The organism is Acaryochloris sp. 'Moss Beach' (assembly GCF_021497025.1).
Classification (GTDB): domain Bacteria; phylum Cyanobacteriota; class Cyanobacteriia; order Thermosynechococcales; family Thermosynechococcaceae; genus Acaryochloris; species Acaryochloris marina_A.
In genome coordinates, this window is the sequence record NZ_CP071717.1 from 951109 (window position 1) to 966308 (window position 15200).

Annotated in this window: 18 protein-coding genes; 11 read left to right on the top strand and 7 right to left on the bottom strand. The window is 45.8% G+C overall.

Going from position 1 to position 15200, the window contains the following annotated elements; all coding sequences use genetic code 11:
* The first annotated feature begins 71 nt into the window (after positions 1 to 71).
* The 4 genes from HRE53_RS04430 to HRE53_RS04445 all read left to right on the top strand — a co-directional run bounded on the left by HRE53_RS04430 (position 72) and on the right by HRE53_RS04445 (position 4664).
* Positions 72 to 1388: an MFS transporter gene (locus tag HRE53_RS04430; RefSeq protein ID WP_315876554.1), complete on the top strand. Its 1317-nt coding sequence runs from the start codon at positions 72 to 74 to the stop codon at positions 1386 to 1388.
* Positions 1389 to 1571: 183 nt separating this feature from the next.
* Entirely contained in the window at positions 1572 to 2942 is a 1371-nt protein-coding gene (locus HRE53_RS04435) for a sodium:solute symporter family protein (RefSeq protein WP_235109212.1), read from the top strand.
* An 805-nt stretch (positions 2943 to 3747) separates the two neighbouring features.
* A complete protein-coding gene (locus HRE53_RS04440; protein ID WP_235109213.1) occupies positions 3748 to 4080 on the top strand; it encodes a hypothetical protein in 333 nt (110 codons plus the stop codon).
* A gap of 323 nt (positions 4081 to 4403) precedes the next feature.
* Positions 4404 to 4664 carry a hypothetical protein gene (locus HRE53_RS04445; RefSeq protein WP_212662383.1) on the top strand — a complete coding sequence of 87 codons (261 nt, stop codon included), beginning with the start codon at positions 4404 to 4406 and terminating at the stop codon, positions 4662 to 4664.
* A gap of 1 nt (position 4665) precedes the next feature.
* Here the strand turns inward: HRE53_RS04445 and HRE53_RS04450 are convergent, their stop codons facing one another.
* Complete coding sequence (locus HRE53_RS04450; RefSeq protein WP_235109214.1) at positions 4666 to 5115, bottom strand: DUF4347 domain-containing protein; 450 nt, start codon at positions 5113 to 5115, stop codon at positions 4666 to 4668.
* A gap of 683 nt (positions 5116 to 5798) precedes the next feature.
* On the opposite strand from HRE53_RS04450, the gene HRE53_RS04455 reads away from it, so the two are divergent.
* Entirely contained in the window at positions 5799 to 6398 is a 600-nt protein-coding gene (locus HRE53_RS04455; protein WP_235109215.1) for a hypothetical protein, read from the top strand.
* Here the strand turns inward: HRE53_RS04455 and HRE53_RS04460 are convergent.
* Positions 6379 to 8442: a thioredoxin domain-containing protein gene (locus tag HRE53_RS04460; protein ID WP_235109216.1), complete on the bottom strand. Its 2064-nt coding sequence runs from the start codon at positions 8440 to 8442 to the stop codon at positions 6379 to 6381. The genes HRE53_RS04455 and HRE53_RS04460 overlap by 20 nt on opposite strands.
* A 145-nt stretch (positions 8443 to 8587) precedes the next feature.
* On the opposite strand from HRE53_RS04460, the gene HRE53_RS04465 reads away from it, so the two are divergent.
* The 3 genes from HRE53_RS04465 to HRE53_RS04475 are packed head-to-tail and all read left to right on the top strand — an operon-like array spanning position 8588 to position 9826.
* Complete coding sequence (locus HRE53_RS04465; protein ID WP_235109217.1) at positions 8588 to 9034, top strand: hypothetical protein; 447 nt, start codon at positions 8588 to 8590, stop codon at positions 9032 to 9034.
* An 8-nt stretch (positions 9035 to 9042) separates the two neighbouring features.
* Positions 9043 to 9411: a hypothetical protein gene (locus HRE53_RS04470; protein ID WP_235109218.1), complete on the top strand. Its 369-nt coding sequence runs from the start codon at positions 9043 to 9045 to the stop codon at positions 9409 to 9411.
* A complete protein-coding gene (locus HRE53_RS04475) occupies positions 9377 to 9826 on the top strand; it encodes an HNH endonuclease (protein WP_235109219.1) in 450 nt (149 codons plus the stop codon). Before HRE53_RS04470 ends, HRE53_RS04475 begins: the two co-directional genes overlap by 35 nt.
* Before the next feature lie 149 nt (positions 9827 to 9975).
* On the opposite strand, the gene HRE53_RS04480 is transcribed toward HRE53_RS04475, so the two are convergent.
* Complete coding sequence (locus HRE53_RS04480) at positions 9976 to 10419, bottom strand: DUF2004 domain-containing protein (RefSeq protein ID WP_235109220.1); 444 nt, start codon at positions 10417 to 10419, stop codon at positions 9976 to 9978.
* A 169-nt stretch (positions 10420 to 10588) separates the two neighbouring features.
* Here HRE53_RS04480 and HRE53_RS04485 point away from each other — a divergent pair, with 169 nt between their 5' ends.
* A complete protein-coding gene (locus HRE53_RS04485; protein ID WP_235109221.1) occupies positions 10589 to 11047 on the top strand; it encodes a YaiI/YqxD family protein in 459 nt (152 codons plus the stop codon).
* Here HRE53_RS04485 and HRE53_RS04490 read toward each other — a convergent pair.
* A complete protein-coding gene (locus tag HRE53_RS04490; protein ID WP_235109222.1) occupies positions 11032 to 11652 on the bottom strand; it encodes a bifunctional 2-polyprenyl-6-hydroxyphenol methylase/3-demethylubiquinol 3-O-methyltransferase UbiG in 621 nt (206 codons plus the stop codon). The two genes, HRE53_RS04485 and HRE53_RS04490, sit on opposite strands and share 16 nt — an antisense overlap.
* A 5-nt stretch (positions 11653 to 11657) precedes the next feature.
* On the bottom strand, positions 11658 to 12530 hold the full coding sequence (locus HRE53_RS04495; protein WP_235109223.1) for an alpha/beta fold hydrolase: 873 nt from the start codon (positions 12528 to 12530) through the stop codon (positions 11658 to 11660).
* Positions 12531 to 12736: 206 nt separating this feature from the next.
* Here HRE53_RS04495 and HRE53_RS04500 point away from each other — a divergent pair, with 206 nt between their 5' ends.
* On the top strand, positions 12737 to 13036 hold the full coding sequence (locus HRE53_RS04500; protein ID WP_235109224.1) for a hypothetical protein: 300 nt from the start codon (positions 12737 to 12739) through the stop codon (positions 13034 to 13036).
* Between the two features lie 88 nt (positions 13037 to 13124).
* A complete protein-coding gene (locus HRE53_RS04505) occupies positions 13125 to 13820 on the top strand; it encodes a glutathione S-transferase N-terminal domain-containing protein (RefSeq protein ID WP_235109225.1) in 696 nt (231 codons plus the stop codon).
* A 211-nt stretch (positions 13821 to 14031) separates the two neighbouring features.
* Here the strand turns inward: HRE53_RS04505 and HRE53_RS04510 are convergent, their stop codons facing one another.
* Together HRE53_RS04510 and HRE53_RS04515 are read right to left on the bottom strand one after the other, a co-directional pair.
* Positions 14032 to 14184, bottom strand: coding sequence for a hypothetical protein (locus HRE53_RS04510; RefSeq protein ID WP_212662396.1), 153 nt, complete (start codon positions 14182 to 14184; stop codon positions 14032 to 14034).
* Between the two features lie 29 nt (positions 14185 to 14213).
* Entirely contained in the window at positions 14214 to 15140 is a 927-nt protein-coding gene (locus tag HRE53_RS04515; RefSeq protein WP_235109226.1) for a hypothetical protein, read from the bottom strand.
* Positions 15141 to 15200 lie beyond the last annotated feature (60 nt).

The window sequence follows — 15200 nt, forward strand, 5'->3', positions numbered from 1 at the left end:
AGCCAGGAAATCGCGATTGCACTTCAGCCCCCCCAAAAGACCATAAACTCAGCTTTTGGCAGCTGTGGAATATGAGTTTTGGCTTTTTTGGTATTCAGTTTGGCTGGGGCCTGCAAATGGCCAACACCAGCAGTATTTTTGAACATTTGGGAGCCCGAGTCCACCAACTCCCCATGCTCTGGTTAGCCGCTCCCCTCACAGGGTTAATCGTACAGCCCATTATTGGGTATTTGAGTGACCATACCTGGGGACCTTTGGGACGGCGTCGGCCTTATTTTTTGGTGGGTGCGATCGCAGGTTCGGTAGCACTCATTTTGATGCCCAATGCTTCCAGTCTATGGATGGCGGTGGGATTACTGTGGATTCTGGATACCTCTGCCAATGTCAGCATGACGCCGTTTCGCTCTTTTGTTGGAGATTTGCTACCCGAAGAGCAACGCACTTTAGGATTTACGATTCAAGGTGTTTTTCACGGCTTAGCGGGGGTGATTGCGTCGGCTTTGCCATGGTTGCTGCACCATGTGTTTGGTGTGATTGAATCTCAAGAGAATTTTCATACTGTGCCCGTGGCCGTTAAGCTCTCCTTCTATATTGGGGCTTTTATCTTTCTGGGGGCAGTGGTTTGGACCGTTGTAACTACAACCGAACCTCTACCAGAAGAGTTTGAAGCGGCTCATTTGCAGGCGGTTCAGACTGATTCAAAAGGTATGGTATCGGATATTGGTATCGCTTTACGAGAGATGCCTGCAACGATGCGCCAACTGGCTTGGGTACAGTTCTGTAGCTGGTTTGGGATGTTTTGTGTGTTTTTATATTTCCCACCTGCGATCGCACATAATATCTTCGGTGCTACGTCAGAAGGCACCTTACTCTACACCACAGGTATTGAATGGGCGGGATTATGCATTGCCATGTATAACGGCGTTTGCTGCCTTTTTTCCTTTATTCTGCCCAAATTAACCAAGCAGATCAGCCTTAAAAGAACCCATTCCTTATGTCTCATGTGTGGCGCCTTGGGGCTTTGCTCCTTGTTATGGATTCATAACCAATATGTTCTGCTGCTACCCATGATTGGGGTAGGGATTGCTTGGGCTAGTATGCTCTCTTTGCCCTACGCAATGTTGGTCAACGCTTTACCGGCCAACAAAAGCGGTTTATACATGGGGATTTTCAACTTCTTCATCGTGTTACCAGAAATCGTTGCCGCCTTAGGTCTGGGATGGATGATGAGTCATATTTTTGCCGGAAATCGTCTAGCCGCCGTTGTCTTAGGTGGTGGGTTTATGATGATTGCGGCCCTGCTGACCCAACGAGTGCAAACCAATCTAGAACCTCAGAACCCAGATTCAAGCCGTGAGACTTTTGAGAGCTTGGTTAGCATGCATTAATGGCTGTTGAGCGGAACAGCGGCTAACAGAGTTACAGGTTCAGACCCGTTACAATCCAACGGCCATACTGCTGTATCCGATGGGCTAATATAGCTAGTTTGTTGAACTGGATACAGTGTTTGGCTTTGCCGATCTTTATGATGGCAACCATGGGCAATTTCACCTGACGTAGGGCTTTCAACCATGGCTGACACATTGCTTCCTGGGGGTATCATTGCATTCCTCATAGCAACCCTGGGCATCGGCGTTTATGCTTCAAAACAAATTAAAGGAGACAGTGTCAATTTTTTAGTCGCGGGCCGAGGGCTGACCCTGCCGTTGGCAGCCGCTACATTAATGGCCCAATCCGTCGACTCAAATGCCACCCTTGGCAATACAGACCTAGCTTCAGAATTCGGATTTTGGGCAGGCGCCTCACTACCACTGGGGTTAGCACTATGTCTGTTCCTGACAGCTCTCTTTTTCGCAAAACCGATGAATCGGATGGGATTAATCACGTTACCGGATTTCTATCGGGTGAAATATGGGCGGACCACCGAATGGGTAGCAGCAGTTCTGATGGTCGTTAGCTTCTCTTTTTTGCTAGCAGGCAATCTAGTTGCCGGGGGATATTTGTTCCAAACCTTTTTAGGCATGTCCTACACCATTGGCGTTATTTTGCTAGCGGTCATTGTTTTGATCTACACCGCGAGTGGCGGATTATTTGCGGTTGCCTATACCGATGCCATTCAAGTGTTGATTGCTCTAGTGGGTTCGCTATGCCTATTAGGTTATATTAGGCTAAATTTTGGCTTCAGTATTCCCGCAGGTACAGGTCCCTTTGCCCTTGAACAGATGACTAGCCCTGCAGCAGGTTCCCTGGTCAATTGGGCAACGCTGCTAGCCCTGGGACTAGGAGATATCGTTGCCATTGACTTCATGGCTCGAATCTTTTCTGCAGAAAGTCCTGAAACAGCTCAAAGAGCTTGCTTGATTGGCTCTTTAGGTACCGTAATTATTGGTGTCCCTTTCTCGATCATCGCTCTGTCTGCACCTGAGATTCTGGCAACGGCGGGGGTTACTGCTGAGGGTCCTATTCTTTATGCGTTGTTGCAGAATGTAGTGCCTTCATTTTTGGCATTATTAGTGATTGTGGCGATTTTATCGGCCTCTCTTTCAACCGCAGATGGGGCTATTTTAGGAACGTCCTCGGTGATTGCTCATAATATCCTCGGTATTCGCCATGATCAGCACAATGGTAGTGGTGATCGTCTTCTCGCCTTGACCCGCTCGATGGCGGTGGTCATTACTGCCATGGGGGTGTTTTTTGCATTGAAAGTTCCTCAGACGGGAGTGTTACTCCTATTGGCCTTTGATCTGGGGGTTTGCAGGGCTGCTGGTCCCTTTGGCAGGGGGGGGCTATTTTATCCAAAAGCGACTAAAGAAGGTGCATTGGCCTGCATTATTGTGGGATCGTTGACTCGGCTTCTTCTATTTGCACTGATGCCTGTGACGTTTGGGATTAAAAATACCCTTGTATACATACCCAATAGTATTTTTTACTGCCGATTTTGATGGTATTCCCACTTTAATTAGCCCTTTGATTGGATTATGCCTATTTTTAGTAATTTCTAAGTTAACCTATCGACCCATGCCTATTGCTGAAAAGCCTGTTCGGCGCACTCTCCAGAAAATTTAACCCTTGTCTCTTCGTTTAGAACCGCTTGATGGACGATTGTTGGTTTAGTTCTACAGGGTTGTTGGTGCCGCAAAAAATCAATCGGCGCTTGAATGACTCGCCATATAAGAGATTTAGGCAGTCAGCTTGGGTGTAATAGCAATTGAGCCATACTTTATAAGCTGAAGCGATAATATAATTTGTCACTTCATCTGGAGCATTATTACTTATGAGAACAAGTGCCTAATGTCTACAGATATTATTCAGTAAGTATACGCAAGCTATCCATTAGCAAGAATTCATTATATAGCTTGGAAATAATAATAGAGATACATGAATAATACTATTATTCCTTCTTTGCATGATTACTTGCAATTAATCAGCGCTTAGATTTTTTGAATTTATTGATATCAATATATGAGCTTGAAACCTATAAATAGAAAGCTTTATTTAGTATTTTATCTAATTTCATGTGATTATTTTTTTTGATTTTTTAAAGTGATTTAATCCATTAAAGATATCAGGATAATTTCAGGGTTTGAATAGATGTCTTGACTTCCGTATTTCTCATGATGTTCGTGCCTTGAATGTCAGTCATTATAAGGATATACAAGTTATACAGAAGTTCTACCACAGGCTTTTGCTGAAAAGACAACGGACTCTCTGATCCTACTCATCGCCCTAATCACAACAGAATTAAAAATGAACACACCTCACATCGGTTTTTTAGCAGCTCTCATCACCTTTTCTATCGTTCCTGTTACGCCAGCAGAGGCAATACCCAGTCAGGCAAAAGAGATGGACCAGGCCCCTGTGACCACTGATGTATTGCCTACTGTGATTATGGAGAATACAACGTTCGTTACCACTGCCCCCACTGTAACAATGGCTCGTCAAGCCCCCACACCTGTAGTTGCCGAAGGCCCAAAGGAAGAACTTTCTACAGTGAGTTCTTCACAAGATGTTCAAGCTACTGTCAATAGTTATCGCATTATCACGACAGGACGCGCTCAGGCCATTTACCAGGCTCCGTAGTTACCCAAATTGGAGTTAATCATAGGGCAAAGCAGATCTCAGCGATCCATCGCTTGTCACAAATTTAGATAGAGGGCAACCTAAGACAACCTAAGAGACCAAAATTTATGATGCTGATCAGCAGAGAGTCAATCTGAACATTTCATTCCAACTATTACAAACTCACGATGATTTTTTCTTTTAATGTGTAGAAAAATATCGTGATGAAACAACTTATGTGATTATGGCTAAAGATGACACTAGGTTAAAAAATTGTTGCAAACCTAGGGAATTGAATTTTTTAGATTGACACTATTCTCGATGAGTTTGAGCTATTAGGCATCATGAATAATAAAACGGGTGGGATTGATGAGATTTCGGTACTGCAAAAACAGTTGGCAATCAGTCTCAAATTTCATCATAGTAAAACTCTCGAGCGACTTCCTTTAGAGGTTGCCGTGCAGGTTATGGCCAGCGTCTGGGATTCCTGTCATCCAGAAGGCTTGCCCGAAGACCCCCATGATGCGGCCACTGCGGTTATTCCTAGAGAACAAGTCCGCCAAGCCATTCACCAGGTCGAATCATTCGAACCCATAGAGAACTGAGTTAATAGACATGGACATAAGCGCCTGTTAGAAGTTTTAGCCAAGAAATAAAAGCTTGGCCGACTCGGTGAGCCGCTAGGTCACATCCGTAGATGAAAATTTCAGCATTATCACTCAAACTACTTCGCCAATGGCGAATGTCGTCAGCGTAGGCCCATAGATTAACTTCACTCAGTAAGGTGGTTCCCAGTTGTAGCTGGCCTGGTGCTCCCTGACAAATTAAGTGAAGGCTGGATAAATACTGAGACTTCAGTAATAGGGTTTGAAGTTGAGCGATACCGTCCTGTTGACCATCCAGAATATGAACATCTATACCGAGAAGGTGATTGGCGAGTAAGTACTGATAGTTATTGACGGCTGCATCAACCACGACGATAGATTGGGCTTGCTGACAAGATTCTGTCAGGGGAAGCATCTGATCTGCGGATCGACTTTTCATGGGGTGTGGCATGGTCCTCCTCCAGGTTAAACCAGTACAAAACATCAAGGGAAACACATCAGGTGGTTAAGTGCAGCCATTCCTGTAGACGGCTCCGTCTGGATTAGTTCCCCATACTGAATGAATTCCAGGGATCACTCACTGACCTACTGTCTATACATCTGCGCACATGAACCTTAAAGGATTCATATATCTCCATACGTCTACTCTGTAGGTTTGGATTTAAATTAATATGCCTAGCTGCCATTCCACAGGCCAGTACATGCATGGTTTCAGGAAGTGGATATCTTCGCCCTAGATTAGAAATACCCAGGTCCAAATAAGAGCTGCCTTCTTAACCACCCTAGGGTAAGCAGTTGTTGATATGCATATCCTACATATCAACAATATTTCAGTGAGTAGGGCTGTTGCTATATCGAAAAATTGACCTGCTCAAGAATTCAACATATCAGAATTTATGCCAGTCATCATTAGGGCAAATAAATTCTTCAGGCACCAATAGAGTCGTCATTATTTCCCATCTGTTTAAATCTTTTGAACATCGAAAAAATATCGCTGTTTTGATGAGATGATAAAAAATAATACGTCAACAAACTCAAGAATCAACGTTTCAGCCTTGATCGCAAGACGCTGTATCGCAGATCTTTGGCTTTGTGCGGGTATTACTAGATAAAGAAGATCATCTCGCGAAGAACATGCCAGTTTATCAATCCCACTATGAAGAGTTGCTGGCAACCTATAGTAATCATCACCATGCGGTAGAACTGCTGAGACAGCACCGCCCATACTTTGAAAAGATTCCCAGTATCCGTCGGTCTCGGGATAGTGTGATCACCATACCTCTGCCTGTGGTGCAAGTGAGGTGCCGAATTCCCCAGTCTGAGCTAAGGTCCTCCGATAGTCCCTATGAATTGATTACACTCCCCTGCGATCTGGCCTTACTGATGTGTGATCCAGAATGGAAAATAAAAACTGGAGTAGAAATCTTAGTCTATATCCACCGTCCCCAAGAAGATTTTTCTCATTTGGTGAGCCGCTGGCGACAAACCCAAGTTGCCTTGAGTCGAGGCTATACCTGGGAAATGCCCCAGCAGTTTCAACATATTTTTAATGAGGGGGCAGAGAAAATGTATCCCTTGTTTGTGTTATTTGAAGAAACTTCGGAACGCATTAAGCGGGGGCTTAAAGGGGCATTCTTGCCCTATGTTATTCAAAATGTGGACATTGCCGCCGAAGAACGCAGTGAGACCTCTGGAGTGGCTGCGACGCCAGACGCTAAACCTGATGCCGAGTAAGGCTATCTGAAATTTGTTGTTGGAGTTCTTCCAAGGTGGTTGGAGGCTCTAGACAACTGAACCCTTGACAAACTAAGCCCATTGCACCGGGAGGAACTTCAGAAGATTGGCTATATACAGCGGTGGGTAAATACGTGGACGCTAAGTCTGTTGCTGATGTCCGAATGGAGGTGTGATGGAAGTACCAGTCCAAGGCGACAAACAGGCTAGGGCAGGCCTGGGTTGAGGAGTCCATTACTTGGCCAAAGGTTTGCAGGGCTTGTTCGGCTTGGCTGAGATACTCGGTGCGATCGCAAACCAAACTCAGGCGTATCAGATTTGCGATCGCAACCCCATTAGCTGCCGGTGTCGCATTATCCAACCAACTCCGTTCTCTAATCAGCAATTCTTTTGAAGCCTCACTGCCAGTATTGAAATAGCCTCCACTTTCAAGAGCCCATAAATGCTCATCAAATTCAGCTTGCGTCTTTTGTGCTGCTTCTAACCAGCGACTCGCTTGATCCACGGCAAGGCTTTGGCAGGCCTGATGGAGATCCAGGAAAGTCTTGATCAGAAGAGCATAATCTTCCGATTGGGCAATCACAGCAATTTCCCCATCATAATTAATGCGATGTAGCCGTCCCGCTGACCATTGCTGGTCCAATATGAAGTTGGCGGCCCTAGTGGCCAAATCTAGATAATCAGGCTGTTGAAACACCGCAGCCGCGCGGGCTAATCCTGAAATCATCAAACTATTCCAAGCCACAATCATTTTGGTATCAGTGACTGGGGGGATTCGACCGGGCCAAGGATGGGTTTTAGCGACCTGGTTATTGGTGGCAGGTGGAAAGATGGCCAAGGATTCTGGCCGTTCTCCATACCGGACCTGAAAGAGTTTCCGCAGGGCTTCTTCGACCGGTTCGCTAATCACGCCGGGTTGTTGGCGCTGCAATACCGTTAGCCCGTCTTCGAAGTTGCCCTTCGCACTCAGGTTAAAAATATCCGCCATGGCTGAGTGTTCTTCTGCAGTGAGCAGATGGGTCAGTTCCAAGTCAGTCCAGGTATAAAAGCGACCCTCTTCAGGCTCCACATCTTCCGTTGTGACAAAGTTGTCGGCATCTTGGGCCGCATAAAAATAGCCAGCTTCTGCAGTCATTTCTCGCTTTAACCAGGCAACAGTGCCAGCAATCGCCCGCTCAAAAGCCGGTTCTTCAACGCCCGAACTCCACAAATTGGCCAAATATTCGACAATTTGACCATTATCGTAGAGCATCTTTTCAAAATGAGGCACCGTCCAATTGGGGTCCACTGTGTAGCGATGAAACCCTCCGGCCACATGGTCATAAATTCCCCCCAAGGCCAAATCCAGTCCCCGCTGGCGACAGGCTTGCTGAGCCTGCTCTTGTTCTGGGGTTTCAAAACGCGATCCGTGAAGTGCGATCGCAGCATAGGGAATCATGGGAAAACTTGGCCCAGGTGTTTGGTTAATAAGCACCGTCGTATTTTTGGCAATGCCTTGACTCAATAACTCAGGCTGGAGGGCACCAATAGGATTGAGCACCGTTGAGCTTTGCAGATGGCCACTGAGTTTTTCCTTTTGGGCATCTAATTTTTGTTTCTCATTGTCATAAAAACTGCGAATCGCTTCAAGAACTTGCAGAAAGCCAGGGCGTCCATATTTCGGCTCTTCGGGGAAATAGGTGCCGCCATAAAAAGGCACCAAATCCCCCGGCGTTAAAAACATATTCAGAGGCCATCCTCCCTGCCCAGTCATCGCCTGGACCGACTGCATATAGATGCTATCGATATCTGGCCTTTCTTCTCGATCCACCTTGATGGGGATATACTGCGCATTCATATACTCGGCAATCTCAACATTTGAGAAAGCTTCTCCTTCCATCACCGTGCACCAATGGCAGCTGGAATACCCTACAGAGAGAAAAATGGGCTTATTCTCTTGAGCCGCACGTTCTAGGGCTTCTTCACACCAGGGCCACCAGTCAATGGGATTATCAGCATGTTTGCGCAGATATAGACTAGCAGAATGGGCAAGACGATTCGGCATGAAGCCCTCAGAGGAGATTGCATTCACAGTTTATCGCTATCTTATTGAGGGAAAATTTCTTAATTCCAAAAACATTCTTAAAGTCAAATCACCCTGAACAGAAACCCAAAGAAACCCATCATTTTCAACTTTCATTTCGGGGGGAATGAGTATACTTGACCCAGGCGTGATGGCAGCGGTTATGGTTGTTTCTTCCTTTCCCCAAAACAAACAGGAAACCCTTCTGTCCAAAAAAGCGGCAATGGCTGAGTTGAAAAAGACCCATCAGCTAGATATTGCCTTTGCCCAACGCATGAGTGCCGATCAAGTTCGGGCACTTCTTTATGCCGTTAGAGAACAAGATGAGCTAGCTGATGCGATTCGAGCCTTGATCGAACAGCGTAGCCGTTTTGCTAAAAATAACCGTAGCTATGGCCTGGTCAAATATCGCATCGAAAATGAGCGAGATTATGCCTTAAACCAGCTCAACTATGTGGAACAGCAGCTCGAAAAATATCAGCAGTATTTCAAAGAACTCCTCAAAAATTTCCTCGACTTAGAACAGAGCGAACTCCTCCGATTAGTGAGAACACTATTAGCCCAACTCGATTAGGAGGGGATATGGCTCGGACCCACGACAATATGTCCTATCGGGACCTGCAAACCTATAACCGGACTTTGCTGACTCAACACCAGCTAAATATAGAGCGCAAACAGAAAGGACTCTTAAACCGAGGTTGGCAACAAGTGATTGATTTATACACCTGGATTACCCAAAAGCTCCAAACGACTTCTGGCCAGGTAGAAGCCAAAATCCTGTCTAACTTTGCCCGGATGCAGCAGGCCGCAGCCGCTATCAAAACAACGGTTCATCAAGTGCACCAACGCTCTCAGCATTGGCAGCATACTGAACTGGTCAACAATATTTATGAATTCGAAGCCAAGGACAGTAGCGATGACACGGATGGAAACTTGCCTGCAACTCTTTAACAAAATGCAAGGGGCAAAGCTGCGGGCCCATGCGGCGGTGAACCGAGTGTATGTCCAATACCGAGAGCAGTATCAAGATTGGCGACAAACGCCGGAAGCACGTCACCTGATCAAGCAGCAGCTCCAGAAACTGGGAGACATTTGCCCCATCTGCCAGCGAGGATTAGCGGTCACCAATAGCACCATTGACCACCTTGAACCCAAGCGAAACCATATCAGTAAAACCTTGTGTCAAGAAAATATGCTGGTGATGTGTTGGGGGTGCAACGTCAGCAAAGGGACTCAACCTTTTGTTCGATGGCGACGGCAACTACATCCGTTTCGCCAACAGTCTTTGGATTATGCCATTATGCAAATTCATGGGGAAGCTAGACTGGCTGAATTACTTGAACCCACTACAGTAAAGCAACATTAAACATTCTCTCTACCAACACAAATGAAAAAACATGAATCCCTGGACTTTGGAGTGAACTTTAGGTGTCAAGGTTATGCCACTCATGCGAACAACTATTAGATTTTGCTTTAATTTTGAGTGAGCTATTCTACATGTTTCTTGCTCTCTTTTTAACTCTCATGGGTAATGTCAATTAGACAGCTATCATGATTTAGCACAACAGACAAAAATCTATCACTTAAATCATTCGGGAATGTGAAGTCAAATACTGAGTAGCACTCATTGCTTGGGTAGATCCCTACTCTCGTGAGAATAAGCGTACCAAGCTCTAACCTAAGTCCATAGTCCTCAATCAAGTCTTGGTGGCACTCAAAATATTCAACGACTAACTCATTATCTTTAGCTAAGTGATTTAGATATTTCTGGGCAAGTCTTATATTCTGCGGCAGGAGACCCAAAAAGACTTTTATCTGGTGGAGTTCAACCTCACCCAAACTTAACGTCTCAAAGTTTAAGTCCAATTCAACTGATTTTTTGTCAAATTGAATTTCTGTTTCAAGATAGTCAGGTAGGTTCTGATTATCGATTTTCCCAAAGTAAGGTATTTCAAACATAGTTATCCAAGCAACCTGTCACTATAAATGTGATAAGGGGTTAAAAACCTAATGGGATAAAACAATGTTTGACTAGCCGTGTATCCCTATACTCCCTTTACTGGTCCGTATAATGCTGATACACATCAGATTGCAAACGCTACATTAAGGATAAAACGGGAAGAAAATCATGAAAATTTGGGTTGATGCCGATGCCTGCCCGAATGTGATCAAAGAAATTCTGTATCGAGCGGTCAAGCGGGTCAAAATTCACCTGACTTTGGTCGCGAATCAATATATCAATCCGCCTGCATCCGATTACATCAATGCTGTTCAAGTCCCAGCCGGCTTTGATGGCGCTGATAACCATATTGTTGAGCATATGCAAGAAGGGGATCTAGTAATCACGGCTGACATTCCCCTTGCCGCTGCTGTAATCGAAAAATTGGGCCATGCCTTAAACCCCCGAGGTGAACTGTATACGCAAAACAATATGCGGGAACGGCTTGCCATGCGTAACTTTATGGAAGAGATGCGAGAAGGTGGATTGGTCACTGGAGGGCCACCCGCATTAAATCAACGGGATCGGCAACTGTTTGCCAATCAGCTCGATCGATTTTTAGCCAAGCACCATCAGCCTTCTGACTGAGACTTAACCGCTACAATCACCACCCAGGACTGCTGATCTTTGGGCAGTCCCGGTGGTCGGTAATAGTGATCCGTTATGGTGAATCCTGCTGCTTGCACCAAAGGAGCGAGGGTTTCATATTCCCAATAGGATACAAACCGCTGACCCGAAGGACGATTCACAAAACCTTCTTGATTGCCTCGTGCCATGGATAGAACGATCACCCCTTCCTCTACCAAGGACTGCCATAAGTTTTGGAGTACCGACTCCATTGATGTTTGGGGAACATGCAACAGAGACGCATTGGCAAAAACCCCATCAAAGTAGCACTCAGGCAAATCTAGATCCAGAAAAGTTTGCTGCCATACTTCGCAGCCCGTTTGTTGAGCCATTTCCACAAAAGCAGGAGTAGCATCCAGACCGATAACCTCATGTCCTTCAGCCTTAAATGCCACAAGATCGCGACCCGGTCCACACCCTAAATCTAGGATGCGACCTGGATTACGGGGCATCCATTTCATTAACACCTGTCGATTTTGGGAGACATCATGGTCCCAAGTTCCTTCTCGGAAGCTGTTGGCAGTGGCCTGATATTCAGCAATAGTGATATTTTCGTGGGATTCCACTCGTTTTAACCCATCAGAAAGGTGCGCATATATTGGTTGACCAGCTCCGGCTGCTCTTGTTGGATCCAGTGGCTACACTGACTGAGATAGTGCAGTTCTAAATTACGAACATGGTCTTTAGTGCCATAAGTAAGTTCCTTACCCAAGGCAAAGTCATCTTCCCCCCATAGCAGCAGAGTGGGAACGTCCAAGATTCCCCAATCTTTGGGCTGCAGGAGCATATCGAGGTTACTGCGATAGTAGTTAATCATGGCGGTGAGGGCACCCCGCTTGGCAGCCGCGTCTTTGTAGGCTTCTAGATCTTCAGGGCTAAACGCACTTTTGTTAGTTGCTCGTTCTGCAAACATGGATGCGATCGCACGGTAGTCATTAGCTTGAAACATCAGTTCCGGCAGCATCGGCATTTGGAAAAAGCCGATATACCAGCTTCGCATCATCTGTTGGGGATTACTTCGTAGCGCTTCCTGGAACTTGGCGGGATGGGGCAAATTCATGATGATCAGTTTTTGCAGCATCTCTGGGTGGGCATAGGCGAATTGCCATGCGATCGCACCACCCCAATCATGGGCCACTAAGATGCACTGATCATAACCCAGCCCTTGAATCACCCCCTGCACATCCTTAATCAGTTCTGACATGCAGTAGGCACTGACATCTTGGGGTTTTTCACTCTCGTTGTACCCTCGCATATCTAAGGCCACGACCTTATAATCCTGGGCAAAGACAGGAATTTGATGGTGCCAAGAATACCAAAATTCAGGAAAGCCATGCAGCATTAGCATTAATGGCCCTTCTCCCTGGGTCACATAGTGTAACCGCACCTGATTTGTGGTGATGTATTGATGCTGAAAAGCAGATTCTAGCTCGTTGTCAGCCATAGCTTTCAAAAGATTCAGCTTATCTAGGGGTATCGTGTTTCTGACAGACCAGTATTGCGATTATGGGGTATCTTTCCATAAATTCAAAGTCCCATGCTGATACCTATTCACTTCTTTCCTAACCCCCATCTGGATGGATAATTATGACTATCATAAGAGGGGGAGATGCATCACCCCATGGATAAACACGTAAATTTCACCCAGGAATGGATCAAGGCAAAGCACCCATCACGGTCTTCTTATCTTTAATCTTAGGGGTACTTGCTTACTTCCTCTGGAGTAAGACATCGATAGGCCACCATATTGTCTTTAAGCAATCTGAAATCCTGCGAGGCGACATTGCCAAAATCTCAGTTGTGCCCAATACGTTTACGAATTTACGAATTTATTTATTTGCCTATAGCATCAAGCAAACCTTTTTTTGGGTGAAATTGCTCGGGCCATTTGTGGCTGCGGCAGGATTAATGATTCTGGCTGCAACCGCTCTATCTTCTCCAGAAGAATAAGTTAGCATCTGCACATGATCGTCGCCCTTATCTAAACAAGGGTAGGTCATATGCCATCACTCCCCTCGCAATTGCCCCACCTCTTACCATGATTGAGCTGTATTATTGGCCCACCCCCAACGGGCATAAGATAACCCTATTCCTAGAGGAAGCCGGGCTGGAATACAAGATTAAGCCCATCAACATTGGCGCGGGGGATCAGTTTCAGCCAGAATTCCTCAAAATCTCTCCCAATAATCGTATCCCTGCCATCATTGACCTGAACCCGGCCGATGGCGGTGAACCTATTTCAGTCTTTGAATCTGGCGCTATCTTGTTGTATTTAGCAGCCAAAACCGGGCAATTTCTGCCACAAGACATACGGCAACGCAATATCGTCCAGGAGTGGCTGTTTTGGCAAGTGGGGGGATTAGGGCCAATGGCCGGGCAAAACCATCACTTTTCCCAATATGCGCCGGAGAAACTTCCCTATGCCATTACCCGATATGTGAATGAAACGAATCGGTTATATGGCGTTTTGAATCAGCATCTCCAAGGCAAAGACTTTATTGCGGGGGACTACTCTATTGCCGATATGGCTTGTTATCCATGGGTTGTACCCTACAAATGGCAAGGCCAACAGTTAGATGACTTTCCCGAGATTGATCGGTGGTTTCAGCACATTGAAAACAGACCTGCCACCGTCACTGCCTATGAGAAAGGCAAGCAGGTTAGCCAATCAGCCACAATGACCGATGAAAAGAGAAAAGTCTTATTTGGCCAAACAGCGAAGACTCAACCGTGAGGTGATGGAGACAATGTAGTGATTTGGGTTAGGTATACAGACAAAACAAATCTCCTTCACCTATTACAGGCGAAGGAGATAAATAGAGTTATTCAAAGTCTTAATCGCTTTTCACTGGAAATAAGCACTATTTCAGAAGGCAAAGGCATCTAGCAAAACATTTGCTAGGCAAGGGTATGAAGCTATTAATCCAGAAGGACAATGACGAGGCTTAGTTTAGACCGCCTAGACTAGCCAATAGGTCATAAGCTTGATCAGGAAGTGCGAAGGGACCCATCTTCTGCAAGTCATTCATACTGACTTGGGTTAATTCTTCAATCGCTCCATGAATTTCTAATTTAGGGGAAGTCCAAGCTTTTTTCATGCTAATTTCACTTACTCCGCGATGGAACTCTATTTTACCACTTCATACTCTAGCGAATATTTCTCAGAATGGGTACTCCTGATATGGTCTTTTAATAATTCAGATGATTGAGAGAGCTGGTTCAAGTCTCGTGGGCGCTGCAGTCTATATAGATTTACACGCTTTGCCAATTGAGCAGCTTGCTTGAAATGGTGACGGTCACGAACCGATAACACAGACTTTAAACCGGAAAATCTCAGCAATTCAATAATGGCTTGCTGCTGGGGAACGGGTTCTATGGACCAGTCTGATCCATATTCCAAGATGTATAAATTTTGGAGGTCATAGGCTTCGGATGGGCTAGCTGTCGAAAATGCAAATGCAGATTCTTCAGCAGTCGGTGTTGAGGGGGCCAACTGCAGCTGAGCGGCGGCAGCGGCAGATAACTTCATTCTGGGAACACCAGAATAGAGTGAGGCATTGTCGGTATTGATGTGAATAGCCGTTAAATCATCCGTTATACCGATAAATCCCTGACTGACAGATGCGGCCAAAGCCGAAGATTTACCCGCACCTGAATCTCCCAGAAAGGCAATGGCGATGTTGTGGATGGTGACGGCACTCGCATGCAAAATATAGAGTCCTCGTTGATACAGAAGAACGGCCAGCACGACTCCCAGCAATGCCTGACAGATCGGTTCCTGTTCTGCATTTTGGGCAGAAACCAGTACGATCTTGCACCCCCCTTGAACGATAAAAACGCCGATATCTCGCACGTATACTAAGGCGTCCGTTGGGTCAACTTGGAGAGCAATGGGCTGTTGGGCAACGGCTTGGGGGATAAAGTCATGGATACAGCCATCCGTTACCCACTGGATAGTGACGTCTGGATGCTGCCCTGTAGGGGATAAATCTGGCAAGTCTGGAATACAAAAGGTTGATTGAAAAATCAAACCATAGAGCTGATAAAAGTGCATATCAAGAGACGGGGCACACAGGGGCAGAGGCTCTCAGGCTTGAAGAAAGTTGAGAGTAGC